A 25,488-nucleotide genomic window follows, 5' to 3' on the forward strand; every position below is an offset into this window, starting at 1 on the left:
TGGCGACGGCCCGGAGCGGGCCGCCGCGAACGGTCCGGGGACCGTCCCTGGCCCCGGATCCGCAGCCCAACGCATTGCCTCGCGCGCTGCTACTGCAGCGGCTCGGCCACCGGGAACGACCAGCTGCCGCCGAGGATCTCCTGGCGTGGCCGGTACAGGCGGACCATGTAGTTCCAGCCTTCGGTGATCGGCAGGCAGTTGGGCGTCTGCGCGGTGCAGTCGCCGAACTGCAGGGTGATCGAACCGTCCGCGCCCTTCTCGCCGGTGACGCTGTTGATCGAGTAGGCGTTCAGGTCGTTGGGCTGGTAGTAGCCCTCGGCGTTGTAGACCGCTACCGACCAGAACGCGTCCACCGGCACGTCGCCGACCACCAGCCGGTACGGCGTCTTGCCGTCGTTCTTTTCCGGGAACACGTTGAGGTAGACCGCGTCCTTGTCCGGGTTCAGGCCCCAGCCCGAGGCCGCCGCGGCAATGCGACGCACCGGGTCGACCGAAGCGGCGTCCGGCCCGGCTGCGTAGCGCAGGTCGGGGATGGTGCCGGACAGGGCCAGCAGCGCGTCGCGGACCTTCTTCTGGCTGGCCGGGTCCCAGTCGGGGATCTCGAAGGTGCCCGGCCCGCCGGGCTGCTCGACCGTGATCGCGTCTTGCAGGGCCTGGGCCTGCCTGAGGTCGTCCGCGTCGGCCGGGTCGGCGAGGGTGCGGATGCCCACCATCGCGTAGCGGGTACCGACGCTCTCGCGGGTCAGCGTGTGCGCGCCGGGCTCGTAGATCACGGCCGGATTGAAGTGGTCCTCGTTGATCACCAGCATCGACATGAAGCGCGAACCCGCATCGGGCAGGGTGACGGTGACCGGGCCGGCGTCCAGGTCGAAGACCGCCGACGAATAGATCGTGTCGCGGTTGAGCCGGATGATGGGCTGGTTGTCGACCGGGGCCGGCTCGCGGGTGTGCTTGAACTTGCCGAACGCACCCTCCTTCAGCTGCGCGCCCATGTACACGTCGGACTCGGCGCGGATGAAGTTGTCGGGAGTGACTACGATCTTGCCGTCGGCCGTCCGGGTCCAGCGCGAGGGGTCGCCGAGGTCGGGCACCGTGGAGGCGGGTGCGACGGGTGCAGCGGCCGATCCGTTCGCCGGCGCGTCGGCTGCGGCAGTGTCAGCCGCCGTCCCGGTGCGCTCGCCACAGGCGGCCAGGCTCGCCAGCAGCGCGGCGGACAGCAGGGTTGCGGCAATTCGATGGGTCTTCATGGGTGCCTCGTGAGGATTGAGTTCGGGGGTCCGGGCATTGCGGGGTGCGCCCGCGGCAATGGTCATTCGGCGGTGCGCACGGCCGGCGGCGCCTTCCAGGAGCCGTCCAGTGCCTCGGGCTTGGGCCAGTACTCGCGCATCACCATGAAGAACGGGCTCGCGGGCGCCGGCAGCCAGTTGGCTTCCTTGCCCTCGCCCGGCGATTCGTGCTGGATGTAGAGGGTGATCCCGCCGTCGGGATCGCGCACCAGGCTTTTCTCCATCGGCGAGTTGATCAGGTAGCGGTTGATCGGATTCTCGGTCAGCAGGCTGGCGGGCAGTTCGTACATGGTCAGCGACCAGAACGAATTGACCGGCGGCAGCTTGCCCGGCTCGAAGTGCACCGTGTAGCGGTTGTTCGCCCCGTCGAGTGGCTTGCCCTCCGAATCCACGAAATAGGCCGGGTAATTGGCTTCCTCCTTGGAGTTTCCGTAGATGCCCAGCAGGGCCGACGCCATCCGGGCCAGGTAGTCGTTGTCGAGGAACTCGCGCGTGCCGAATCCGTCGGCGCTGCTCTTCTTGCCGGTGTCGATCATCCCGGCCTTGTACTGCGCGAACGCGGCCAGCGCGTCGGCCATGCCGGCTTCCACCGCCTGGCGTTGTTCCGGCGACAGCGCGGCCACGTCGAATGTCTTCCCCGCACCGATGCCGGCCTTGGCGAAGCGCTCCATCAGCGCGGTCTCGCTCGGGTGGGTCGGTGCGTACTGCAGCAGGAAGTTGAGCAGCGCGAAGAACTCCGGCGAGGTCTTTTGCGCCTCGGGCGACAACGGCACCGGGAAGTCCACCGGTCGCAGCGGTTCCGGCGCGGCGGCGGCGGCGAACTGCGACAGCGGCTGCACGCGGTAGCCGGCCTGGACCTGCTTGACCGCGTCGATGTCATCCTCGCCGAACAGCTGGGTGCGGTAGAGCACGAAGGCCAGTTCGGTCTCCGAACGGATCACCGACTTGATCCCCTTCGGCACCTCCCCGTCCCAGCCGGGACCGGCCAGCAGGAAGTGGCCCGCGTCATTGCCGGTGGCCCGGCTGCCGACGTAGGCGAAGTTGTGGGTGTACATGTCGATGAACTGCAGCGAGTAGTAGCGGGCCGGATCCATGGCCGGCACGCTGATCACCAGCGGCTCGGCGCGCAGGTCGGCGCCGAGGAAGGAGTACGGCGTGTCCGAGTTGGGTGTCTGGATCGCCTTGTCCTGCGGGGTGAACACGCGCGCCACGTTGTGGACCTGGTTCCACGAGCCCTTGTACTCGGGGTTGGCCGTGTCGACGAAGTAGGAATGCTGGATCCGGTAGCTGTCGACCATCGGGAAGCCGTAGATGTAGGCCTCCCTGGTGATCGCACGCAGTTCGTCCGGCGAGGCCGCCATGCTGGCCGGTACCGGGCCCGCAGCCGCATCGGCCGGGCCCGTAGCCCGGTTGCAGGCCGCCTGGACCAGCGCGAGCATCGCCAGTCCCAGTAGCCAGCGGAGGCGGCGTCCCCGGATGCCGGCGCCCTCCGGACCTGCGTGTTGCACGTGGCCTTGCGCGATCGCTGCAGGCATAACGCTCATCGTGTCCCCTCCCGTCTGGTTCCATCTTCCGTCGATGACTGCACCGGTAGTGCCTGGTGCCGCGTCGTCACCGCCTACCCGGGCGTGGTGGCCCCTGGGTTGCCATCGTTCTGTTGCAGCTGGAGTGAAGATTGCGCGCACGGGCGGCCCGTGGACATCCGCGAATCAACCTACGGGATGATAGGTAAAAATGCGTAACGACCCGCTGCGGCGCAGCGGCGCTCCGCCCGCAGCGGCCGTTCAACGTCCCCGCACGGGTATGCATGGGTGCAGCCGAACCCGGTATGGATCGCGTGGATCAGCGGCGCGGCACGAACGGGAGCCTGGCGTGCGCGTCCAGCGCCGCCACTGCCGCCTGGCCCACCGCCACCGAGATCTGGTTGAGCCCGCTGACGACATCGCCGATCGCATACAGGCCGGGCACGCCGGTGGTCTGGTGGCTGCGATCGACTGGAATTTCGCCGGTGCCGGTGAGCGTGACGCCGGCCTGTTGCGCCAGCCGGGCACTGCTGCGGCTGCCCAGGAAGGGATAGACGGTGTCGAACCAGTCGCGGTCGCCATCGACGGCATAACCGCAGCGCCTGCCATCGAAGACCAGCTGCCCACCCGCGGGCAGTACGCGCGCATCCAGGCCGCCCTCGCCGTCGAGCGTCCCGACTGTGTCGGTCGGCAGCAGGGTCAGGCGCGCGCTGTAGCCGCGCAGGAAACGTGCATGGGAGACGATCGACGCCCATGGGCCATGGATGCCGATATTCCGGTCGGTCACCTCGTAGGCATCGCAGACCGGGCACAGGCGCAAGGCGCCGCAGGCGATGGCGCCCTCGACGTCGTCGACGTCCGGAAGGCGGTCGGCCAGGCCGGTGGCGAGGATCACCGTGGGCGCGCGCCAGCGGTGGCCCTGCGCATCCGCCAGCTGGAATCCGTCGCCGTCGCGCAGCAGGCTGGTCACCGTGGCGCTTTCGAAACGTGCGCCGAAGGAAGTGGCCTGCTCGCGCAGTCGCGCCAGCAGGTCGATCCCGGCGATGCCCTGCGGGAATCCCGGGCAGTTGTTGCTCTCCGGGATCCAGCGGGCGCGACTGGCGCCGGCGTCGAGCACGCGCACCGTGCGCAGCAGGCGGCCCAGGTAGATCGCCGCGGTCAGCCCGGCCGGACCGGCGCCGACCACCACGACGTCGTCGCAGGAACTCCCGGCCATCGCCGCCTCTCGCGCTACTGGACTGGTGCACACGATAGGCATGGCGCGTGAACGGCATGCGCAGGCCGCGATTCCACTCAGCGGCCTACACCTGCAGCGTCACGTCCATGAGCGTCGCGTCGTCCGCGTCCGGGCGGATCCGGAACCCGAGCTGCTGGCACATCGCCAGCATGGTCACGTTCTCGCGCAGGACCTGCCCTTCGACCACTTTCAGTCCAATGGTGCCGGCGTACTCGATCATGATCCGCATCAGCTGCCAGCCGATGCCGTAACCCTTCAGGTCCGAGCGCACGAGGATGCCGTACTCGCCCCGTTCGTAGTTGGCGTCGGCCAGCAGGCGCACCGCGCCGAGCATCTCGCCGTTCTCCGGGTCGATCGCCACCAGCGCGATCGAGCGCGCGTAGTCGAGCTGGGTCAGGCGGGCGATGAATTCGTGGCTGAAATGGCGCACCGCGGAGAAAAAGCGCAGGCGCAGGTCCTCTTCGGTCACCCGCGAGAAGAACTGCAGGAACAGCGCTTCGTCCTCGGGCCGGACGGGGCGCACGAACATGCGCCGGCCGTGGGCCAGCTCGACATGGCGCTCCCATTCCTTCGGATACGGCCGGATCACGAAGCGCGAATGCCACGGCCCCTTCTGCGCCGGGCCCGGGTGCGGTGCCACCGCGACCCTGGCGTCCACCGCGATCACGCCGTCCTTGTCGGCCAGCAGCGGATTGATGTCCAGTTCGCGCACCTGCGGGATGTCGGCCGCCAGCTGCGCGAGCTTGACCAGCACCAGCGCAACCGCGCGCTCGTCGGCGGCCGGCACGTCGCGGTAGGCCTTGAGGATGCGCGACACGCGCGTGCGCGAGATCAGGTCGTGGGCCAGGCGCAGGTCCAGCGGCGGAAGCGCCAGCGCCTTGTCGTCGATCACCTCCACCGCCGTGCCACCGCGACCGAACACCACCACCGGTCCGAACGTGGGATCGTCGGCCAGGCCGGCGATCAGCTCGCGCGCCTTGGGCCGCACGATCATCGGATGCACGGTCACGCCCTCGATCTTCGCGTCCGGCCTGAGTTCGCGCGCGCGGGCGAGGATCGCGGCGGCGGCTTCACGCACCGCAGCCTCGGTGGCCAGGTTCAGGCGCACGCCGTCAACGTCGGATTTGTGCACGATGTCGGGCGAGAGGATCTTCAGCGCGACCTGCTGGCCGGCCACCAGCGAAGGCGCGGCCGCAGCCACTGCGGCGTCAGCGTCGCGCGCCAGGGTCACCGGCGTGATCGGGATGCCGTAGGCCGCCATCAATGCGGTGACTTCCAGCGGGTCCAGCCACTGCCGTCCCTGCGCCAGCGCGCCGGCGACCACGGCCTGCGCGGCGGCGCTGTCGACCACGAAATCCTCGGGCAGGCTCGGGGGCGTCTCCATCAGCGCCTGCTGCGCCTCGCGATGCCGGACCAGGTAGGTGTAGCCGCGCACCGCGCCGGCCTCGGTGGTGTAGGTCGGCACGCCGGCCGCTTCGAGTGACTTCAGCGCTTCGGCTTCGCGGCCCAGCCAGACCCCCAGCACCGGCTTGCCGGCACCGGGTCGCGGCCGCCGCGACAGCACCTGCGTCACCGCGTCGGCGGCCTCGCTCGAGGAGGCCAGGGCGGTAGGCACGTTCATCACCAGCACCGCGTCGTTCTCGCGGTCCGACAACAGGGCTTCGAGCGCTTCCGAGTAGCGCGATGCGTCGGCGTCGCCGACGATGTCCACCGGATTGGAGCGCGACCAGGTCGGCGGCAGCACGCGGTCCAGGCGGCGCACGGTCGCCTCGTCCAGCGCGGCCAGGGTGCCGCCCAGGTCGACCAGCCGGTCCACCGCGAGCACGCCGATGCCGCCGCCGTTGGTCAGGATCGCCAGCCGCCGCCCCGGCGCCTGGCGCAGGTGGCCCAGGGTCTTGGCGGCGGCGAACAGTTCGTCCAGCGCCAGCACCCGCAGCAGGCCGGCGCGGCGGAAAGCGGCGTCGTAGACCGCGTCGGACCCGGCCAGCGCGCCGGTGTGCGTGGCCGCCGCCTTCGCCCCCTGCGCATGGCGGCCGGACTTGACCACCACGACGGGCTTGGCGCGCGCGGCCGCGCGGGCGGCGGACATGAACTTGCGCGCGTCGCGGATCGATTCGATGTAGAGCAGGATCGCGCGGGTCTTGGGGTCCTGCGCGAACCAGTCCAGCAGGTCGCCGAAGTCCACGTCCAGCGCATCGCCCAGCGAGACCACCGCCGAGAACCCGATCGAACGGGCCACGCCCCACTCCACCAGGCCCGAGGCGACCGCGCCGGACTGGGACACCAGCGCCAGGTCGCCCTTGAGCGGGCTGCGCGCGGCGAAGCTGACGTTGAGCCCGGCGTGCGGCGCCATCACCCCCAGGCAGTTGGGTCCGACGATGCGCAGGCCGTGCGGACGGGCGATGTCGCGCAACTGCTCCAGCAGCGACCCGGGCCCCTGGCCCAGGCCGGCGGAGACCACCACAGCCGCCCGGGCGCCGACCGCCACCGCTTCGGCGATCACCCCGGGCACGGTCGCGGCCGGGGTGGAGACCACGACCAGTTCCGGCTTGAACGGCAGGTCGGCCAGCCGAGCCACCGCAGCCAGGCCGTCGATCTGGCGGTGCTTCGGATTGACCAGGCCCACCGGCCCGGCGAAACCGGCCTCCCGGAGGTTGCGTACCACCGCGCGCCCGACCGAACGCTCGCGGGGGCTGGCCCCGACCACGGCGACCGAACGCGGGCGGAATACCGCCTCCAGGGCATAGGTGCTCATCGCGTCGAACCTTCCTCGTCCATGGCGGGAACCATACAACCCGTCCGCCGGCAGGCCCACCCGGACAATGTGTCCGGTCCAATCGCCGCGGCCGGCGCGTATGCTGCCGGCCAGGGCTCACCCACTGCCAGCCGGCAGCCAGGCGGTTCTCCGTTCACGGGGCATGGCGACGGCCAGTTTCTATGGGTAACCCGGATGCCATCCGGCGCGCATTGATCACGATCAATGCCCGGATCACCCCACAGGGGGATGATTGCCCCCGTTCAGACTGAGGATCGGGCCGCATGCAAAGCGTGCAGGGGACATACAACGACAAGGTGGTGCGGCAGTTCGCGGTGATGACCGTGGTCTGGGGCATCGTGGGCATGGCCGTGGGCGTCCTCATCGCCGCCCAGCTGTACTGGCCGGCATTGAACTTCGACCTGCCGTGGCTCAGCTACGGCCGGTTGCGGCCACTGCACACCAATGCGGTGATCTTCGCCTTCGGTGGCAGCGCGCTGTTCGCCACCAGCCTGCACGTGGTCCAGCGCACCTGCCACGTGCGCCTGATCTCCGACCGGCTGGCCGCCTTCGTGTTCTGGGGCTGGCAGCTGGTGATCCTGCTGGCGGCGATCACCCTGCCGCTGGGCCTGACCCAGGGCAAGGAGTACGCCGAGCTGGAGTGGCCGGTCGACCTGCTGATCACGGTCGTCTGGGTGGCCTACGGGGCCCTGTTCTTCGGCACGATCGTCAAGCGCCGGGTCAAGCACATCTACGTGGCCAACTGGTTCTATGGCGCCTACATCATCGCCATCGCCCTGCTGCACATCGTCAACAACCTGGCCATCCCGGTCGGCCTGGGCAAGTCGTATTCGATCTACAGCGGCGCGGTCGATGCGATGGTGCAGTGGTGGTACGGCCACAATGCGGTCGGGTTCCTGCTGACCGCCGGCTTCCTCGGGATGATGTACTACTTCGTGCCCAAGCAGGCCGGGCGGCCGATCTACTCCTACCGCCTGTCGATCGTGCACTTCTGGGCGCTGATCGCCATCTATATGTGGGCCGGCCCGCACCACCTGCTGTACACGGCGCTTCCGGACTGGGCGCAGTCGCTGGGCATGGTGTTCTCGCTGATCCTGCTGGCCCCGTCCTGGGGCGGCGCGATCAATGGCGTGATGACCCTGTCGGGCGTCTGGTACAAGCTGCGCACCGACCCGATCCTGAAGTTCCTGATCGTGGCCATCTCGTTCTACATGATCGCCACCTTCGAGGGGCCGATGATGTCGATCAAGACGGTCAACTCGCTGTCCCACTACACCGACTGGACCGTGGGCCACGTCCACGCCGGCGCGCTGGGCTGGGTTGCGATGATCTCGATCGGCTCGATCTATTCGCTGCTGCCCAGGCTGCTCGGCCGCGAACAGATGTACTCGATCAAGGCGATCGACCTGCACTTCTGGATGCACACCCTGGGCGTGGTGTTCTACATCGCCTCGATGTGGATCGCCGGCGTGATGCAGGGCCTGATGTGGCGCGCCACCAACGACGACGGCACGCTGACCTACAGCTTCGTCGAGGCGCTCGCCGCGACCTATCCGTACTACCTGATCCGGCTGTTCGGCGGCCTGCTGGTCCTGGCCGGCATGTTCGTGATGGCCTGGAACCTGGTGCGCACCTACCGCGCCGCCCCCGCGATCGCCGAACAGCCGCTGCTGCCGGTCGACGCTTCCCAAGTGCGCGCCTGAGGCCCCCATGAGCGAACACAACCAGAATCCGCACGAGAAGATCGAGAAGAACGTCGGCCTGATGGCCGTACTGATCGCGGTCGCCATCTCCTTCGGCGGTCTTGCCCAGATCGTGCCGCTGATGTTCCAGGCCGAAGCGATCAAGCCGCTGGAAGGCGTGGAGCCCTACCCGGCGCTGCAACTGGCCGGCCGCGACGTGTACGTACGCGAGGGCTGCTACAACTGCCACTCGCAGATGGTCCGCACCCTGCGCTTCGAGACCGAACGCTACGGCCACTACTCGCTGGCGGGCGAATCGGTCTACGACCGTCCGTTCCAGTGGGGCAGCAAGCGCACCGGGCCGGACCTGGCCCGGGTCGGTGGCCGCTACTCCGACGACTGGCATCGCGTGCACCTGATCAACCCGCGCGACGTGGTGCCGGAATCGAACATGCCCGGCTTCCCCTGGCTGCAGGAAAACAAGGTCGACGGGAAGACAGTGGCCCGACGCATGTCCGCGCTCAAGACGCTGGGCGATCCCTACACCGACGAGCAGATCGCGCAGGCCGCCGCAGACGTAGAGGGCAAGACCGAACTGGATGCGATGGTCGCCTACCTGCAGGCGCTGGGCCGGCACGCGCCGCGTGGAGGCCAGCCATGATCGCCGGGCTGGTGACGGGGGCGCTGCTGGTGCTGTTCATCGGCGGCTGGATCTGGGCCTGGAGCCCGAAGCGCAAGCGTGCGTTCGACGAGGCGGCGCAGCTGCCGCTGGACGACGGCGACGCCGGCCTGCAAGACAAGGGGAACGTGGCATGACAAGCGGATGGACCTGGTTCGTCATCGTCCTGGTGGCCATCAACATCCTCGGATGCGTGTGGCTGCTGTGGTGGACCGCGCGGCGGCGCCCGGGCGATCCCAAGCCCGAGGACACGTCCCACATCTGGGACGGCGACATCACCGAGTACAACAAGCCGCTGCCGAAGTGGTGGATCAACCTGTTCTACCTGACCATCGTCTTCGCCATCGCCTACCTGTTCTGGTTCGGCGGCCTTGGCGGCGTGCCCAGCTACGGCGGCTGGACCTCGGTGAACGAGCACAGCAAGGAAAAAGCCATCGAGGACGCCAAGCTCGAGCAGACGTTCAAGCCCTTCGCCGGCCAGGCCATCGATGCGCTGGCGCAGGACCCGAAGGCGGTGGCCTTGGGCCGCTCGATCTTCAGCAACACCTGCGCCACCTGCCATGGCTCCTCGGGCCAGGGTGCGATCGGCTATCCGAACCTGACCGACGACATCTGGCACTGGGGCGGTTCGCCGGACCACATCCTGCAGACGGTGCTCGACGGGCGCGAGGGCATGATGCCCGAGTGGGGAACGGTGCTCACCGGCATGGGCGGCCCGGACGCGATCGACTACACCATCGCCTACGTGCGCACGCTGTCGGCGCCGGAAACGCTGCAGAACAACTACATGGCAGCGCGCGGCCGCAAGCTCTACGAGGGCGTGTGCGCGGCCTGCCACGGCATCGACGGCACCGGCAACGCGGACCTGGGCGCACCGGACCTGACCGACGCGTACTGGATGTATGGCAGCAGCCGCGAGAGCCTGTACCAGACCATCGCCCACGGCCGCCACGGCAGCATGCCGGCGCACCGCGAGCTGCTGGGCGAAACCCGTGCACGCCTGGTCGCCGCCTACGTCTGGTCGCTGTCGCATAATGCGACCCAGACAGGGAGCCAGCAGGGCGTGAAGTGACCGATTTCAGCGAGCCGCGCTTCGACCATCCCCCACGCCCGCTCGCGCAGCGCGTGGGGGCCATCGCCTGGCCCAGCTTCTTCGCTGCCGGCGTGGCGACGATGGTGTTCTTCGCCTTCGTCGACCCGCTGGCGCTGCGCGACCTCACCTTCCCGCAGCTGCAGATCACCCGCGAGCTCGGCTATACGCTGGGCTTCTTCATGTTCTGGCTGGCGACCGCGTCGTCCAGCCTGTTCACCTGGATCCTGCTGCGTCCGTCCAGTCGCTTCAACCGGCCGTTGCCGCCGGGATAGCCCGGGCGCGATGCGCGCCCCTGCGGCAATTTGTCGTCTGGCGCACGGCGCGGGTTTGCGGATACTGGGATGGATGCGGAGCCACGATCCGCCAGCCACGCCGCGAGCGGCCAAGCCGACACCATGAACCCGACCCGATTCCCCCGCACCGGCCAGTCCAGCCCGCCCCGCTCCTGCGCACGCGCACGGCCGCAGCCAGGACGGCAACCATGAGCAAGCGCATCCCGCTGGACGTCGTCGACGACCAGGGAAACTCGTTCTACGTCAGCGAGCGCAAGGTCTATCCGCGCGACGTGTCCGGGCGCTTCAACCGCCTGCGCGTGGCCGCCGTAGTGTGGCTGCTGGGCATGTTCTACCTTTTCCCGTGGCTGCACTGGGATGGCCGCCAGGCGGTACTGTTCGACCTGCCGGCGCGCAAGTTCTACGTGTTCGGACTGGTGTTCTGGCCGCAGGACTTCCTGTTCCTGGCCCTGCTGCTGATCATCGCGGCGATGGCGCTGTTCTTCTTCACCGCGCTGGCCGGGCGGCTGTGGTGCGGCTATGCCTGCCCGCAGACGGTGTGGACCGAAGTGTTCCTGTGGATGGAGCGCTGGACCGAGGGCGACCGTGGCAAGCGGATGAAGCTCGATGCCGGTCCGTGGACCGGCGAGAAAGTGCTGCGCAAGGGCGGCAAGCACGCGCTGTGGGCGGTGTTCGCGTTGTGGACCGGTTTCACCTTCGTCGGCTTCTTCACCCCGATCACCGACCTGGGCGCGCGCATCGTCCCGTTCGGCTGGGGTGGCTGGGAGACTTTCTGGGTGCTGTTCTATGCGCTGGCCACCTGGGGCAACGCCGGCTTCCTGCGCGAGCAGGTGTGCAAGTACATGTGCCCGTACGCGCGCTTCCAGAGCGCGATGTTCGATCGCAACACCCTGCTGATCGCCTACGACCCGATGCGCGGCGAGCCGCGCGGCCCGCGCAAGCGTGGCCTGGCCAGCGTGCTGCAGCGCGCCCGCGGGCTGATCGATCCGGTCGCCGCCTACGACTATGTGTTCCGGGCAAGCCGGCATCCTTCGGCGGCCGACAACCGGATCCAGGCGCACGGCACGATCAGCCTGGCCGGCGCCGGTGCGATGGCCGAGCCGCTGCCGAAATTCGCGGCCGAGGAACTGGGCGACTGCATCGACTGCACGATCTGCGTGCAGGTCTGTCCGACCGGCATCGACATCCGCAACGGGCTGCAGTACGAGTGCATCGCCTGCGGCGCCTGCATCGACGCCTGCGACGAGGTGATGGACAAGGTGGGCTACCCGCGTGGCCTGATCCGCTATTCGACCCAGAACGCGATCGACGGCAAGTCCACCCGCGTGCTGCGCCCGCGCATCCTCGTCTACGGGTTGCTGCTGCTGGGCCTGTGCGGCGCCTGGGCCTGGGGCGTGACCCATCGCAGCGAACTGATCGCCGAAGTGTTGCGCGACCGCAATGCGCTGTATCGCGAGGCCGCCGACGGCCACGTCGAGAACGACTACACGCTCAAGCTGATCAACAAGAGCCAGGAAGCGCGCCGCTACCGCATCACCCTGGAGAGCGCCGGAGGGGCCGGCGCCAGCCTGCGCCTGTCCGGCCCATCGATGGTCGAAGCCGGTCCCGAGCAGGTCTTGCCGGTCACCTTGAGCGTCGCCGCCGATCCAGGCATCGGCGGTCGCCACGAGATCCGCTTCGTCGTCGAAAGCGAGGACGGTCGCGAGCGGCGCACCATCGACAGCAGTTTCTTCGGACCCACCCCATGAACGATTCGCCCGAAACCCGAGCCTCCACGTGGCGCAACCCGGTGATGTGGCTGGTGGTCGGCCTGCCGCTGCTGTCGATCGTCGCCGGCGTGGGCCTGCTGGTGATCGCCACGCGCACCGGCGGCGCCGATGCGGTCAACGACCCGGTGCGCCGCGTGGCGCAGATCCAGACCACCGACCTGGGCCCGGACGCGGAGGCGGGCAAGCGCGGCCTCAGCGCGGTGCTGCGGGTGGAGGACGGCATCGTCGAGGTGTTGCCGGCTACCGGTGATTTCGTGCGTGGCCAGCCGCTGCGCCTGGTGCTCGAGCATCCGGCCCGCAAGGCCGAGGACCTGCACCTGGAACTGGTGCCGGAAGGGCCGGGCTGGCGCCTGCAGCAGGCGGTCGATCCACAGCACGACTGGGTGGTGCAGCTGCAGGCCGCCGACGGCAGCTGGCGCCTGCACGGACGCCTGCCCAAACAGCAGCACGCCGCACGCCTGGCGCCCTCGCTGGGCACGCCCTCGCCCGACGCGAGCGGCTGAGCAGCGTGTCCGTCGGCCCGGCCTCGCTGTCGGCAGCAAGCCTGCCCGCGTCCGTCGCGGTCGCCGGTACCTGCCACCACTGCGGAGAGGCGCTGCCCACGCACGCGTGCGTGCAGGAACTCGACGGCCAAGCGCGTGCGTTCTGCTGCCAGGGCTGCGCCGCCGCGGCCGAGTGGATCGCCCGTGCCGAACTGGATGGCTACTACCGCCTGCGCAACGCCAATGCCGGCAGGGTCGGCGACGAGTTGCCGGACCTGTCGGTATGGGACCGGTCCGACGTGCAGGCCGAGCATAGTCGCGTGGTCGAAGGCGGTCGCGAGATCACTGTGCTCACCGACGGCATGCGCTGCGCCGCCTGCGCGTGGCTGATCGACCGGGCGATGGCACGCGAACCGGGCGTGACCGACGCCACCGCGAACGCGGTCACCGGGCGGATCCGCATCACCTGGGATCCGGCGCGCACGACGCTGTCGGCGCCGTTGCAACGCCTGGCCATGCTCGGCTACCGGCCGTACCTGGCCGGCAGCGAGGCGCTGGAGCGCGAACGCGTGCGCGACCGCCGCCGCTGGCTGCTGCGGCTGGGCATCGCCGGCCTCGGCACGCTGCAGGCGATGATGCTGGCCGAGGCGCTGTACCTGGACTTCGACAACACCATGCCGGTGGCCACGCGCGACTTCTTCCGCTGGCTGACCTTCCTGCTGAGCACGCCGGTGGTGTTCTACTCAGGCTGGCCGTTCATCGCCGGGGCGATGCGCGAACTGCGCGAACGCCGCCTGGGCATGGACGTGCTGGTTGCCGGCTCGGCCCTGCTGGCCTATTTCGCCAGCCTGTTCGAGACGATCCGCGGCGGCGAGCATGTCTGGTACGACGCGGCGGTGATGTTCGTGTTCCTGCTGCTGGCCGCGCGCATGCTCGAGCAGCGCGCGCGCAGCGTGGCCAGCGCGCAGGTCGATGCGCTCGCGCGGGCGCGCCCGGCCTTCGCCACGCGCGAACGGGACGATGGCGGGCGCGAGACGGTGCCGCTGTCCGCGCTGCGAGCCGGCGACATCGCCTGCGTGGCGGCCGGCGAATCGGTTCCCGCCGACGGCAGGCTGCTCGGCGAGGAGGCATGGTTCGAGGAAGCCCTGCTCACCGGCGAAGCGGCACCGGTACGCAAGGTGGACGGCGACGCGGTGTACGCCGGAACCGTGTGCCGCGAGCGGCCGGCGCGGCTGCGCGTGACCTGCACCGGCCCGGCGACCCGGATCTCGCAGCTGGCACGGCTGGTCGAACAGGCACAAGCGCACCGCCCTGCCCTGGCGCGCGTCGCCGACCGCCTCGCCAGCCGTTTCGTGCTGTTCCTGTTGCCGGTGGCGCTGCTGGTCTTCATCGGTTGGCGGTACCACGAACCGGCACGCGCGCTGGAAGTGACCTTGGCCCTGCTGGTGATCAGCTGCCCGTGCGCGCTGTCGCTGGCCGTGCCGGCCGCGCTGGCCGCCGCGCACGGCGCACTGGCGCGCATCGGCCTGCTCGCCGTGCGCCCGGACGCGCTGGATACGCTGGGCCGCGCCACCGACATCGTCTTCGACAAGACCGGCACGCTCAGCGATGGCCGGCCGGTGCTTGCTGCCGTGGAGACACCCGGCAACCTGATCCACCCTGACCTCGCTTTGCGCATCGCCGCAGCGCTCGAGCGCGACAGCGGCCATCCGCTGGCCAACGCGTTCGCCCGCGTCGATGCCTCGCCCCTGCCAGCCACCCAGGTCGAAACCGTGCCCGGGCGTGGCGTGCAGGGCCAGGTCGAAGGACGCACCTGGCGACTGGGCCGCGCCGATTTCGCCGGCGCCGGCGAGGACGATGGCGCACTGTGGCTTGGCGATGGCACGAGCGCGTGCGCACGTTTCGTGCTGGAAGAGCGCGCCCGCGACGACGCGCCCGCCGCGCTGGCGCAGTTGCGTGCGCAGGGCCTGCACCTGCACCTGGCCAGTGGCGATGGCGCGGCGGCGGTCGCACGCATGGCCATGTCCCTCCCGCTGGACGAGGCCCACGCCCGGCAGGTGCCGGAAGACAAGCTGGCGCTGGTACGCCGGCTGCAGGCGCAAGGCCGCGTCGTAGCCATGGTCGGCGACGGCCTCAACGATGCGCCCGTACTCGCCGGCGCCGACGTATCGATCGCCATGGGCGAAGGTGCGCCGCTGGCGCACCGCGCCGCCGACATGGTCACCACCGGCGGCACACTGCAGCGCATCCCCGAGGCGATCGTGCTCGCACGGCAGACCCATCGCATCATCCGGCAGAACCTCGCGTGGGCCGGCGGCTACAACCTGCTCGCATTGCCCCTGGCCGCGGCCGGCCTGGTCACGCCATGGCTGGCCGCGCTGGGCATGGCGCTGTCCTCGCTGGCCGTCACCCTCAACGCGCTGCGCCTGGCGCGGCCCACGAAGCCATCGGCGCACACGCTTGTCCCCAGCGCACCGTTGCCGGCGAAGGAAGCCCCATGAACATCCTGCTGCTGCTCATCCCGATCAGCCTCGTATTGATGGGCGTGGCCGTGGCCGCGTTCGTATGGGCGGTCAAGCGCGGCCAGTTCGACGACCTCGATACGCCGGCGCTGGACATCCTCGAGGACGACGACCGTCCCGCGCCGCCGGTGGACCGGCGCGAGCGCTGAGGTGCCGATCGACCTGCCAACCCTGCTCGCTGCGCTGCTGGCCGGACTGCTCGGCGGCGTGCATTGCGCGGTGATGTGCGGCGGCATCGCCGCCGGTTTCCCGGCCATGGCCCCCGGGCGGCCGCTGGCGGTGGCCTGGCAGGCCAACCTCGGACGCATCGGCGGATATGTCATCGCCGGCGCGCTGGCCGGCGGCCTGGGCGGCGGACTGCTGCGCGTGCTGCGGATCGAGGCGCTCACCACCGGCGTGCGCATGGCGGCCGGCGTGGCGCTGATCCTGGTGGCGCTGCGCCTGCTTGATCGCGGCGGGCGCCTGGATTTCTTCGCACGACCGGGCGTTCGCGCCTGGCGCTGGATGCAGCCAGTGCATCGACGCCTGCTGCCGGCCGATCGCCCGTGGCGGCGGATCGCGCTGGGCGCGCTGTGGGGCTGGATGCCGTGCGGCCTGAGCCTGGGCCTGCTTACCGTGGCCTGGCTGCAGGCCAGCGCAGGCGGTGGCGCTCTGGTAATGGCCGCTTTCGGCCTGGGTACGCTTCCGGTGATGCTGCCGCTGACCTGGTCGGGGGCACGCATGAACCGCTGGCTGCAACGCCCCGGCCTGCGCATGGCGCTGGGGGGCGTGGTGCTTTGCGCCGGGCTGCTGACCGTGGCCGCGCCTTGGCTGATGCAGGTACCGGCGCTGCACGGACCGCTGGCGGCGCTGGGCTGCCGACCCCACGCCGGCTGAAGCCCGCGGCCGAGTCGCGGTCAGTCGCAGACGCAGTCGCGCCCGGCGTCCTTGGCCCGGTACAGCGCCTCGTCCGCGGCGCCGGTCCAGTCCTCGATCGATTCCATGCCCTGCCCCAGTTCGGCGACTCCGATGCTCAGGGTGACCGGCTCGCCGCCGACCGCTACCTGGGTGGCCACCGCGCGGCGCAGGCGCTCGGCCACTTCACGGGCGGCCTGGCGCTCGGTTCCGGGCAACAGCACGCCGAATTCGTCGCCACCATAGCGACCGGCCGTATCGGCGCTGCGCAGGCCTTCGCGCAGGATCGCGCAGACCTCGTGGATCACCTGGTCGCCCGCGAGGTGGCCGGCGCTGTCGTTGATCCGCTTGAAGCGGTCGATGTCGACCATCAGCAAAGACGACACCGCGCCGTAGCGCTGGAAACGCCGCAGTTCCGCCCCGACCAGCGCCAGCCATTGCGGGCGCGTGGCCAGGCCGGTCTGCGCATCGATCCGCGAGCCCTGTTCCAGCGCGCGCTTCTGCGCACGCACATTGTCGGCGAACATCCGGGTCGACGCGCCGACCGCCAGCAGGTACAGCATCAGGAACGGCAAGCACCACAGCATGGTGGCGAAGCTGCTGTGTGGCTGGAACGCAAAGCCGTTGAAGGCAGCGGTCACCAGCGCCACCAGCACCATCACTCCCATCGAGCGCCGGGTCAGCGGCCAACCACCGGCGACGGTACGGTCCATCGCCATCACCGACGCCAGCAGCGCACTGGGCAGGAGGTCGAACTGGGCCATCGCGATCCAGAATCCCGCCAGCCCGGTATCGATGGTGAGGTTGCGGAACTCGGCCTTCAGCGGATCGGCCGTGGCATTGGACAGGCGCCAGGCCAGGACGGGCCAGCCCAGGCAGGTGAAGGCGAGCAACAGCAGCAACGTGGCCGACGCATCCTGCCCGAGCAACGCCGAGCCGATCCCGAGCATGCCGGCATAGAAGCCCAGCGCGCGCATGGCGCACGTGTACCGGATGAAATGCCGGATTCCGGATTCGGTCTGGGGTTGCAGCTGGGGCATGACGGACGACTGCGACGGGTGGCCAACATAGACGCAAGTAGCATGCCATGCGGCGCGACGGGACTTTGACCGTGCGCACAGAACTGCGCCTGCAGCGGGATACAAAAAAGCCCGGCCTTGCGGCCGGGCTTTTCCCGAAAATGGCAGCCCCGGAAGGATTCGAACCTCCGAATGCCTGAGTCAGAGTCAGGTGCCTTACCGCTTGGCGACGGGGCTGTAGGCAGGCCGGAATTATAGTCCCGGCGGCGGGTGAATGCATCCCGCCAGTGGCGGAACCGGGCAAGCCTGGGCCTGCCCGATCCACCGCAGCCGCACCTCCCGGAAGGAGATGCGACCGGCCAAACGCATCAGCGCTTGGAGAACTGCGAAGCGCGGCGTGCCTTGTGCAGGCCGACCTTCTTGCGCTCGACCTCGCGCGCGTCGCGGGTCATGAACCCGGCCTTGCGCAGGTCGCTCTTCAGCGACTCGTCGTACTCGACCAGCGCGCGGGCGATGCCCAGGCGGATCGCACCGGCCTGGCCGGTGGTGCCGCCGCCGGCGGCGGTGACGACGATGTCGAACTTGTCCATGCTCTGGGTCAGCTCGAGCGGCTGGCGCACGATCATGCGCGCCGTTTCGCGACCGAAGAACTCGTCCAGCGGACGGCCGTTGACGGTGATGCTGCCATTACCCTTGCGCAGGAACACGCGGGCGGTGGAGGACTTGCGACGGCCGGTGCCGTAATTCTGAGTGGTAGCCATCGTTGTGCCTTAGATGTCCAGCGGCTGCGGCTGCTGCGCCGCGTGCGGGTGTTCGGAACCGGAGTAGACCTTGAGCTTGCGGTACATCGCACGACCCAGCGGACCCTTCGGCAGCATGCCCTTGACGGCGATCTCGAGCACGCGCTCGGGGTGGCGCTCCAGCGCCTGGCCCAATGACTCGCTCTTGAGGTTGCCGATGTACCCGGTGAAGCGGTAGTACATCTTGTCCTGCAGCTTCCTGCCGGTCACCGTGATCTTCTCGGCGTTGATCACGACGAGGTAATCGCCGGTATCGACGTGCGGGGTGTAGACGGGCTTGTGCTTGCCGCGCAGGCGGTGGGCGATTTCGGCGGCGAGGCGGCCGAGGGTCTTGCCGGAGGCGTCGACGAGATACCAGTCGCGCTGGACGGTCTCGGACTTGGCGATGAAAGTCTTCATGGGAACCTGGTGGTTGGTCGGGCGGATTCCGGGTCCGGATTGCCCGGGCGGAACTTTGCCTCGCGTTGTGAAAGGTGCAGCAAAGAGGCGGGATGATACCCGTCCGGGCCGCCCCGTGCAACTTGCCGGAGTGTTGTCCTCCCTGTCCCGCGTCGCGGCTTGGCAGCCCCCGGCCGCCCGGCGGACAATCCTGTGCCGGACCCTCCACTGGCCCGGTCGACGCGTCCTGGAGCCTGCATGTCCGCCGTTCGCCACCTGTCCCCGCTCGATCGCATCCTGGTCGAGGCCCAGCGCGCGCTGGAAACCACCCTGGGCGACCCCCCGGCTTCCCGACCCTGTCCGGCGCAGGCCGCCGACCCGGTCCTGCCGAAGCCGGCCCGGCGCCACGCCGCCGGCCTGATGCGGATCAACCATGTCGGCGAGGTCTGTGCCCAGGGGCTGTACTTCGGCCAGGCCGCCGTTGCCCGGGATCCGGCCACGCGCGGGCACCTGCTGGAAGCGGCGCAGGAGGAGACCGACCACCTCGCATGGTGCGCGCAGCGACTGCGCGAGCTCGACAGCCGTCCCAGCCTGTTCAACCCGCTCTGGTACGCCGGCAGCTATGCGATCGGCACACTGGCCGGGCTGCGCGGGGACGGCTGGAACCTGGGCTTCGTGGTGGAGACCGAACGCCAGGTCGAGGCGCACCTGGACGAGCACCTGGAATCCCTGCCGGCCGCCGATGAGCGCAGCCGGGAAATCATCCGGGTGATGAAGGAAGACGAGGCCCGCCACGCCGACCATGCCGAGCAGGCCGGGGCCAGGGTGCTGCCGGCCCCCATCCCGATGGTGATGGCCGGCGCCTCCCGGCTGATGAAACTGGTCGCCTACCGCCTCTGACCGCGCGCAGTTCTCCGGCCCGCGCAGCAGGGCTTGCCCCGCTGCTCCCATGCGAGGCGGACCAGGCCTGCGGGGCAGATCCCGCCCCGCGATCCAGGCCGGCTCCGTGGCAACCCGCGCGCTGCATGCTCAGGCCGGCGACACCAGCTTCAGGCCCGCCACTCCGGCCACGATCAGGCCGATGCAGGCCAGCCGGGCCGGCGACGCGCTCTCTCCCAGCAGCACGATGCCCATCAGCGCCACCCCGACCGCGCCGATGCCGGTCCATACCGCGTAGGCGGTCCCGACCGGGATCGAGCGCATGGCCAGGGTCATCAGGTACAGGCTCACGGCGGCCGCGGCGGCTGTGCCCAGGCTGGGCCAGAGCCGGGTGAAACCCTCGGTGTGCTTGAGGCCGAGGGCGAACCCGATCTCGAACAGGCCGGCCAGCAGCAGGTAGGTCCACGCCATCGTCATTTCTCCTTCGGTCGCGGGAATCAGAACGCAGGGATAAAAAAAGCGGCCCGGAGCAAGGCTCCGGACCGCCGTCGGTCTTCGTCCGCGGCCTGGGCCGCGCGCGGGACGTCCCGCGAATTCGTGCAGCGATCCTGCCACCGGCAGGCTGAATCCCCCGTCACCCGGCGACGCGGACAGGCCTATTCCGACAGGTTGCGCCCGTGGAACAGTTCTTCGATCTCGCGCTTGAGCAGCGCCTCGATCCGCATCCGCTCCTTGAACGAGAGATTCCGCGCCTTTTCCTCGAACAGGTAGGTGTCGAGGTCGAACTCCTTCAGGTGCGTCTTCGTATGGAAGATGTTTTCCTGGTAGACGTTCACGTCGATCGACTCGTAGCGCGACTTGATGTTCTTCGCCAGGTAGTCCTGGATCGAATTGATCTTGTGGTCGATGTAGTGCTTCTTGCCCTTGATGTCGCGGGTGAAGCCGCGCACGCGGTAGTCCATCACCACGATGTCGGACTCGAAGCTCTCGATCAGGTAGTTCAGCGCCTTCAGCGGCGAGATCACGCCACAGGTGGCCACGTCGATGTCCGCGCGGAAGGTCGCGATCCCGTTCTGCGGGTGCGTTTCCGGGTAGGTATGGACGGTGATGTGGCTCTTGTCCATGTGCGCGACCACGGCCTCGGAGATGACCTCCTTGCCGGCCTGCTTCTTGTCGATCACCGGCTCCTCGGAAATGAGGATGGTCACCGAGGCACCCTGCGGGTCGTAGTCCTGGCGGGCCACGTTCAGGATGTTGGCGCCGATGATCTGGGCCACGTCGGTCAGGATCTGGGTCAGACGGTCGGCGTTGTACGCCTCATCGATGTACTCGATGTAGCGCTGGCGCTCGTCTTCGGAGACCGCATAGCAGACGTCATAGATGTTGAAGCTCAACGCCTTGGTCAGGTTGTTGAAGCCTTGCAGCCTCAGGCGCGGCAGCGGTTTGACCACGGCGGTCATGCCTCTGGGGGTGGAAAACGCGGCATTATGGGCCAAAGCCGGTGACCGCGGTATGTCTGGATGTCACCGGGGTTTGCCGGACGACCCGCGGCCGGCTATCTTCGGGCGCTTCGAATCCCATGAAACACAGGAACCTCGCCGTGACTCCCCTGCGCTTCACCAGCAGCCCGCTCTTGCTGGATCAGGCCGCCATCGAGCGTTTCCTGGCCCATTGCCAGCGCCGGCGCTACCCCAACCGCACCGACGTGTTCCGCCCGGGTGACCCGGCAGGCACGCTCTATTACGTGGTCAACGGCTCGGTCAGCATCATTGCCGAGGAAGAAGACGGCCGCGAACTGGTCCTGGGCTACTACGGCGCGGGCGAGTTCGTCGGCGAAATGGGCCTGTTCATCGAGTCCGACAGCCGCGAGGTCATCCTGCGCACCCGCAGCGCCTGCGAGCTGGCCGAAATCAGCTACGACCGCCTGCAGCAGCTGATGCTGGGCCCGCTGTCCGGCGACGCCCCGCGCCTGCTCTATTCCATCGGCGTGCAGCTCTCGCGCCGCCTGCTGACCACCAGCCGCAAGGCCAGCCGCCTGGCCTTCCTGGACGTCACCGACCGGATCGTGCGCACCCTGCACGACCTGGCCAAGGAGCCGGAGTCGATGAGCCACCCGCAGGGAACCCAGATGCGCGTATCGCGGCAGGAACTGGCGCGCCTGGTCGGGTGCTCGCGCGAGATGGCCGGCCGGGTGCTGAAGAAGCTCCAGATCGACGGCCAGTTGCATGCGCGTGGCAAGACCGTGGTGCTCTACGGCACCCGCTGACGGCCGCGGCGGCCGGGCCGCGCATTGATGGAATTCGGGGAAACTTTCTTCTGGTTCGTCCTGATCGGGCTGTGTGCGCAGCTGATCGACGGGGCGCTGGGCATGGCCTATGGCCTGGTGTCCTCGTCGGTGCTGCTGGGCATGGGCCTGCCCCCAGCCCAGGTCAGTGCCAGCATCCACGCCGCCGAGGTCTTCACCACCGGCGCCTCCGGGGCCTCGCACCTGGCCATGGGCAATGTCGACCGGCGCCTGTTCCTGCGCCTGGCCGTGCCTGGCGTGATCGGCGGCGTCATCGGCGCCTACGTCCTCACCCAGATCCCGGGCGAGATCATCCGACCGTTCGTCTACGCCTACCTGCTGGTCCTGTCCGTGCTGATCCTGGTCCGGGCCAGTGGCCGGCTGGTGCCACGACGCGAAGTCCGCCGGGTGCCCGTGCTGGGCTTCTTCGCCGGGCTGCTCGATGCCAGCGGCGGCGGCGGCTGGGGACCGCTGGCCACCTCGACGCTGCTGGCCGGCGGCGGCCAGGCCCGCACCGTGATCGGCTCGGTCAACGCGGCCGAGTTCGTGGTGACGCTGGCCGTCTCGATCACCTTTTTCCTGTCGATCGGCCTGGAGCACCTGCAGATCGTCGCCGGACTGCTGGTCGGCGGCATGATCGCCGCGCCGGTAGCCGCGGTGCTGGTCAAGCGCGTGCGCGAGCAGTGGGTACTTGTGGCCGTCGGCGTGCTGGTGCTGTGCATCAGCCTTTACCAGATCGGCCACGCGTTGCTGAACCTCTAGGCCGGCGGCCCGCGGTCAGGAGACCGGATCGCCGCCTCGATCGTGGCAACCCCAGTTGAGGATCGGCGTGCCCGCCGGCAACACCCGGCGGAACATCTCCACCCGACCCGGCTTCGGATTGACGACCACAGGCCGGCGCGCAGCCTGCAGCAACGGCAGGTCGGCGCTGCTGTCCGAATAGGCCGCCTCGATATCGATGTAGCCGCGTTCGCGCAGCATCCGCACCTTTTCCTGGTTGTGGCAATGACGCGTGGCCACGACCGCGCCCCAGCGCGGACCCACCGCGGTGCCGATCACCGGAACGTCCTCATGGGCGACGAAGGCCAGGATCGCCCGGGCCAGCTCGGGCGGCGCGCCGGTCGCCACGACCACCCGGTCGCCACGGACCCGGTGCCGGGCGAAGACATCCAGCGCCACCGGCAGCAGGCGCGCGGCGATCCGCTCGCGATGCGTGGCCACGTAGCGGTCGATCACCCGGTCGAACTCGCGCGCCGCGTGCAGGCCGAAGCTGCCGATCCACACGTAGCCGGAGATGCCCCAGCGCCGGGTCGGCAGGAACGCGACCATCGGCCCGAGCACCGGCGTGGCCAGCAGCGCGGCGAGCATGCGCAGCGGATTGCGCCGGATCAGCCAGGCGAACAGGTGGCTGCCCGAATCCCCGTCGTACAGGGTGTGGTCGAAATCGAACACCACCAGCGGCGCACCCTCGCCGGGTGGCGGGTACTGCGCTGCGTCGTTCATGCGCCGGGGCTCATCCATTCGTGCCTACCTGTCGAAGAACAGCTGCCGCAAGGCCTCGCCCGGCTCCTCGGCACGCATGAAGGTCTCGCCGACCAGGAACGCATGCACCCCCGCCGCGCGCATCCGCGCCACGTCCTCGTGCACCAGGATGCCGCTCTCGGTGACCAGCAGGCGATCGCGCGGCACGGCGTTCTTCATCTCCAGGGTCACGTCGAGCGAGACCTCGAACGTACGCAGGTTGCGGTTGTTGATGCCCACCAGCGGTACCGGCACCTGCAGCGCGCGCTCGAGTTCGTCGATGTCGTGGACCTCGACCAGCACGTCCATGCCCAGTTCCAGCGCCAGTCCCGACAGGTCGGCCAGGCGGGTGTCGTCCAGCGCGGCGACGATCAGCAGGATGCAGTCGGCGCCAAGCACGCGCGCTTCGTGCACCTGGTAGGCGTCGACGGTGAAATCCTTGCGCAGGACCGGCAGCGTGCAAGAGGCGCGCGCCTGCTGCAGGTAGTCGTCGCTGCCCTGGAAGAAGTCGACGTCGGTCAGCACCGACAGGCAGGACGCGCCGCCGAATTCGTAGCTGACCGCGATCTCGGACGGCCGGAAGTCCGCGCGGATGACGCCCTTGGAGGGACTGGCCTTCTTCACTTCGGCGATGACGGCCGGATCGCCATGGGCGATCGCCGCCTGTATCGCCGCGGCGAATCCCCGCACCGGGCCGGCATCGCGCGCGCGCGCGGCCACGTCGGCCAGCGGCACGCGCGTGCGGCGCTCGGCGATCTCCTCGGCCTTGCGGGCGAGGATGGTCTGCAGGATGTCGCTCATCGGCGGTCGCGGGCTCTTGCTCGGCGGCGGACCGGCATTCTCGCACGAGCCGGCGCGGGCACGTCTTCCGGCGGGCTCAGCCGCCGGCGGAACCCGAAGCACGCTCCACGCGTGCCACGCGCAGTTCGTAGTGCGCATACCAGTGGGTGCGGCCATGGCGGCGCACTTCCGCATGTTCGGCATGCTGGCGCCACGCGCGGATCGCCGCCTCGCTTTCCCAGTACGACACCGTGATGCCGAAGCCGCCGGCGTCCCGCGCCGACTCCACGCCCAGGAAACCGGGTTGCTGCCGCGCGAGTTCGAGCATGCGGTCGGCCGCCGCTGCGTAGCCTTCCGGATCGGCGTCATTGCGCCGCGAACTGAACACCACCGCGTAATAGGGTGGCGCCGGCAGGCGCGCGAAGCCGGTGTCGCTCATGCCGGCGCAACCTGTCCGGACAGTTCGCGGGTGGTCTCGACGAAGCCGGCCAGTGCCTGCCGCGCCGCGCCGCTGTCGATCGCCGCACGCGCACGCACGAGGCCGTCGGCGATATCCGTCGCCACGCCCGCCACGTACAGCGCGGCAGCGGCATTGATCGCGACGATCTCGCGCGCCGGCCCCGGCACGCCCTCGAGCACGCCCAGCAGCATCGCGCGCGATTCGGCCGCATCGGCCACCTTGAGATTGCGGCTGGCCGACATGGCGATGCCGAAATCCTCCGGGTGGATCTCGTACTCGCGGACCACACCGTCGCGCAGCTCGCCGACCATGGTCGCCGCGCCCAGCGAGATCTCGTCCATGCCATCGCGGCCCCAGACCACCAGTGCGCGCTCGGCGCCCAGTTCGTGCAGCACGCGCGCCTGGATGCCGACCAGGTCCGGATGGAACACGCCCATCAGGATGTTCGGCGCACCGGCCGGGTTGGTCAGCGGGCCGAGGATGTTGAAGATCGTGCGCACGCCCATCTCGCGGCGCACCGGCGCGACGACCTTCATCGCCGGGTGGTGCACGGGCGCGAACATGAAGCCGATGCCGCAGCGTCCGATCGATTGCGCGACCTGGTCCGGCTGCAGATCGATCGACGCCCCCAGCGCCTCGAGCACGTCCGCGCTGCCGGACTTGGAGGAGACGCTGCGGTTGCCGTGCTTGGCCACCCGCGCACCCGCCGCGGCGGCCACGAACATCGAGCAGGTGGAGATGTTGAAGGTATGCGAGCCGTCGCCGCCGGTCCCGACGATGTCGACCAGCCGGCTGCGGTCGGCCACGTCCACGGTCAGCGAGAATTCGCGCATGACGGTGGCGGCTCCGGCGATCTCGCCGACCGTTTCCTTCTTCACCCGCAATCCGGTGAGGATCGCGGCGGTCATGACCGGCGAGACGTCGCCGCGCATCACCTGCCGCATCAACCCGACCATCTCGTCGTGGAAGATCTCGCGGTGTTCGATCGTGCGCTGCAGGGCTTCCTGGGGCGTGATGGTCATGGTGGTGCGGCTGGGTGGACAGTCCATCGCAGTCTACCTGCCCGGCCAGCGCGTGGCGGCCACGGTGGCGCCTGAAACGAAAAACGCCGGCATCGGCCGGCGTCGTTCG

At 69.4% G+C, this 25,488-nt stretch carries 26 protein-coding genes and 1 tRNA gene; 13 read left to right on the forward strand and 14 right to left on the reverse strand.

Annotated features, from left to right (window positions below):
* Window positions 1-89 precede the first annotated feature (89 nt).
* The 4 genes from CSC65_RS14410 to CSC65_RS14425 form a co-directional block, all read right to left on the reverse strand.
* Entirely contained in the window at window positions 90-1,247 is a 1,158-nt protein-coding gene (locus CSC65_RS14410; RefSeq protein WP_162411277.1) for a DUF1214 domain-containing protein, read from the reverse strand.
* Between the two features lie 62 nt (window positions 1,248-1,309).
* A complete protein-coding gene (locus CSC65_RS14415) occupies window positions 1,310-2,821 on the reverse strand; it encodes a DUF1254 domain-containing protein (protein WP_202922895.1) in 1,512 nt (503 codons plus the stop codon).
* A gap of 307 nt (window positions 2,822-3,128) precedes the next feature.
* Window positions 3,129-4,025 (reverse strand): NAD(P)/FAD-dependent oxidoreductase, encoded by an 897-nt coding sequence (locus CSC65_RS14420; RefSeq protein ID WP_162411278.1) that lies wholly within the window; start codon window positions 4,023-4,025, stop codon window positions 3,129-3,131.
* Between the two features lie 85 nt (window positions 4,026-4,110).
* On the reverse strand, window positions 4,111-6,801 hold the full coding sequence (locus tag CSC65_RS14425; protein ID WP_162411279.1) for a bifunctional acetate--CoA ligase family protein/GNAT family N-acetyltransferase: 2,691 nt from the start codon (window positions 6,799-6,801) through the stop codon (window positions 4,111-4,113).
* Between the two features lie 284 nt (window positions 6,802-7,085).
* Between CSC65_RS14425 and ccoN the strand changes: the two genes are divergently transcribed.
* The 10 genes from ccoN (at window position 7,086) to CSC65_RS14475 (ending at window position 16,218) form a co-directional block, all read left to right on the forward strand.
* On the forward strand, window positions 7,086-8,525 hold the full coding sequence (ccoN, locus tag CSC65_RS14430) for a cytochrome-c oxidase, cbb3-type subunit I (protein ID WP_162411280.1): 1,440 nt from the start codon (window positions 7,086-7,088) through the stop codon (window positions 8,523-8,525).
* A gap of 7 nt (window positions 8,526-8,532) precedes the next feature.
* A complete protein-coding gene (gene ccoO / locus CSC65_RS14435) occupies window positions 8,533-9,165 on the forward strand; it encodes a cytochrome-c oxidase, cbb3-type subunit II (RefSeq protein ID WP_162411281.1) in 633 nt (210 codons plus the stop codon).
* The gene (locus CSC65_RS14440; RefSeq protein ID WP_162411282.1) at window positions 9,162-9,320 is read left to right on the forward strand and encodes a cbb3-type cytochrome oxidase subunit 3; all 159 of its coding nucleotides are present in this window, start codon (window positions 9,162-9,164) and stop codon (window positions 9,318-9,320) included. Before ccoO ends, CSC65_RS14440 begins: the two co-directional genes overlap by 4 nt.
* Window positions 9,317-10,255, forward strand: coding sequence for a cytochrome-c oxidase, cbb3-type subunit III (ccoP, locus tag CSC65_RS14445; protein ID WP_162411283.1), 939 nt, complete (start codon window positions 9,317-9,319; stop codon window positions 10,253-10,255). Before CSC65_RS14440 ends, ccoP begins: the two co-directional genes overlap by 4 nt.
* Window positions 10,252-10,548 (forward strand): hypothetical protein, encoded by a 297-nt coding sequence (locus CSC65_RS14450; RefSeq protein ID WP_162411284.1) that lies wholly within the window; start codon window positions 10,252-10,254, stop codon window positions 10,546-10,548. The genes ccoP and CSC65_RS14450 overlap by 4 nt, the downstream gene beginning before the upstream one ends.
* A 209-nt stretch (window positions 10,549-10,757) precedes the next feature.
* Window positions 10,758-12,317 carry a 4Fe-4S dicluster domain-containing protein gene (locus tag CSC65_RS14455; RefSeq protein WP_162411285.1) on the forward strand — a complete coding sequence of 520 codons (1,560 nt, stop codon included), beginning with the start codon at window positions 10,758-10,760 and terminating at the stop codon, window positions 12,315-12,317.
* Window positions 12,314-12,841: a FixH family protein gene (locus CSC65_RS14460; RefSeq protein WP_162411286.1), complete on the forward strand. Its 528-nt coding sequence runs from the start codon at window positions 12,314-12,316 to the stop codon at window positions 12,839-12,841. The genes CSC65_RS14455 and CSC65_RS14460 overlap by 4 nt, the downstream gene beginning before the upstream one ends.
* Window positions 12,842-12,846: 5 nt before the next feature.
* Entirely contained in the window at window positions 12,847-15,321 is a 2,475-nt protein-coding gene (locus tag CSC65_RS14465; RefSeq protein WP_238390417.1) for a heavy metal translocating P-type ATPase, read from the forward strand.
* On the forward strand, window positions 15,318-15,491 hold the full coding sequence (gene ccoS / locus CSC65_RS14470; RefSeq protein ID WP_162411287.1) for a cbb3-type cytochrome oxidase assembly protein CcoS: 174 nt from the start codon (window positions 15,318-15,320) through the stop codon (window positions 15,489-15,491). Before CSC65_RS14465 ends, ccoS begins: the two co-directional genes overlap by 4 nt.
* A 1-nt stretch (window position 15,492) precedes the next feature.
* Complete coding sequence (locus CSC65_RS14475) at window positions 15,493-16,218, forward strand: sulfite exporter TauE/SafE family protein (RefSeq protein ID WP_162411288.1); 726 nt, start codon at window positions 15,493-15,495, stop codon at window positions 16,216-16,218.
* 20 nt (window positions 16,219-16,238) lie between these two features.
* Here the strand turns inward: CSC65_RS14475 and CSC65_RS14480 are convergent, their stop codons facing one another.
* The 4 genes from CSC65_RS14480 to rplM form a co-directional block, all read right to left on the reverse strand.
* Window positions 16,239-17,213 (reverse strand): sensor domain-containing diguanylate cyclase, encoded by a 975-nt coding sequence (locus CSC65_RS14480; RefSeq protein WP_162411289.1) that lies wholly within the window; start codon window positions 17,211-17,213, stop codon window positions 16,239-16,241.
* A gap of 204 nt (window positions 17,214-17,417) precedes the next feature.
* Window positions 17,418-17,492, reverse strand: a tRNA-Gln gene (locus tag CSC65_RS14485).
* A gap of 131 nt (window positions 17,493-17,623) precedes the next feature.
* On the reverse strand, window positions 17,624-18,016 hold the full coding sequence (rpsI, locus tag CSC65_RS14490; protein WP_162411290.1) for a 30S ribosomal protein S9: 393 nt from the start codon (window positions 18,014-18,016) through the stop codon (window positions 17,624-17,626).
* Window positions 18,017-18,025: 9 nt separating this feature from the next.
* Entirely contained in the window at window positions 18,026-18,454 is a 429-nt protein-coding gene (rplM, locus tag CSC65_RS14495; RefSeq protein WP_162411291.1) for a 50S ribosomal protein L13, read from the reverse strand.
* Between the two features lie 237 nt (window positions 18,455-18,691).
* On the opposite strand from rplM, the gene coq7 reads away from it, so the two are divergent.
* Window positions 18,692-19,333 (forward strand): 2-polyprenyl-3-methyl-6-methoxy-1,4-benzoquinone monooxygenase, encoded by a 642-nt coding sequence (gene coq7, locus CSC65_RS14500; protein WP_162411292.1) that lies wholly within the window; start codon window positions 18,692-18,694, stop codon window positions 19,331-19,333.
* A gap of 129 nt (window positions 19,334-19,462) precedes the next feature.
* On the opposite strand, the gene sugE is transcribed toward coq7, so the two are convergent.
* Both sugE and speD read right to left on the reverse strand, forming a co-directional pair.
* The gene (sugE, locus tag CSC65_RS14505; RefSeq protein WP_162411293.1) at window positions 19,463-19,783 is read right to left on the reverse strand and encodes a quaternary ammonium compound efflux SMR transporter SugE; all 321 of its coding nucleotides are present in this window, start codon (window positions 19,781-19,783) and stop codon (window positions 19,463-19,465) included.
* 185 nt (window positions 19,784-19,968) lie between these two features.
* On the reverse strand, window positions 19,969-20,763 hold the full coding sequence (speD, locus tag CSC65_RS14510) for an adenosylmethionine decarboxylase (protein ID WP_162411332.1): 795 nt from the start codon (window positions 20,761-20,763) through the stop codon (window positions 19,969-19,971).
* Window positions 20,764-20,891: 128 nt separating this feature from the next.
* On the opposite strand from speD, the gene crp reads away from it, so the two are divergent.
* The gene (crp, locus tag CSC65_RS14515; protein ID WP_162411294.1) at window positions 20,892-21,578 is read left to right on the forward strand and encodes a cAMP-activated global transcriptional regulator CRP; all 687 of its coding nucleotides are present in this window, start codon (window positions 20,892-20,894) and stop codon (window positions 21,576-21,578) included.
* Window positions 21,579-21,605: 27 nt separating this feature from the next.
* Window positions 21,606-22,358: a sulfite exporter TauE/SafE family protein gene (locus tag CSC65_RS14520; RefSeq protein ID WP_162411295.1), complete on the forward strand. Its 753-nt coding sequence runs from the start codon at window positions 21,606-21,608 to the stop codon at window positions 22,356-22,358.
* Between the two features lie 15 nt (window positions 22,359-22,373).
* On the opposite strand, the gene CSC65_RS14525 is transcribed toward CSC65_RS14520, so the two are convergent.
* From CSC65_RS14525 to trpD, 4 genes are all read right to left on the reverse strand, one after another.
* Complete coding sequence (locus CSC65_RS14525) at window positions 22,374-23,099, reverse strand: haloacid dehalogenase-like hydrolase (protein WP_162411296.1); 726 nt, start codon at window positions 23,097-23,099, stop codon at window positions 22,374-22,376.
* A 24-nt stretch (window positions 23,100-23,123) separates the two neighbouring features.
* Window positions 23,124-23,918 carry an indole-3-glycerol phosphate synthase TrpC gene (gene trpC, locus CSC65_RS14530; protein WP_162411297.1) on the reverse strand — a complete coding sequence of 265 codons (795 nt, stop codon included), beginning with the start codon at window positions 23,916-23,918 and terminating at the stop codon, window positions 23,124-23,126.
* A gap of 76 nt (window positions 23,919-23,994) precedes the next feature.
* Window positions 23,995-24,336 (reverse strand): antibiotic biosynthesis monooxygenase family protein, encoded by a 342-nt coding sequence (locus tag CSC65_RS14535; RefSeq protein ID WP_162411298.1) that lies wholly within the window; start codon window positions 24,334-24,336, stop codon window positions 23,995-23,997.
* Complete coding sequence (trpD, locus tag CSC65_RS14540) at window positions 24,333-25,379, reverse strand: anthranilate phosphoribosyltransferase (protein ID WP_162411333.1); 1,047 nt, start codon at window positions 25,377-25,379, stop codon at window positions 24,333-24,335. Before trpD ends, CSC65_RS14535 begins: the two co-directional genes overlap by 4 nt.
* Window positions 25,380-25,488 lie beyond the last annotated feature (109 nt).

This window comes from Pseudoxanthomonas daejeonensis (assembly GCF_010093205.1).
Taxonomy (GTDB): domain Bacteria; phylum Pseudomonadota; class Gammaproteobacteria; order Xanthomonadales; family Xanthomonadaceae; genus Pseudoxanthomonas; species Pseudoxanthomonas daejeonensis.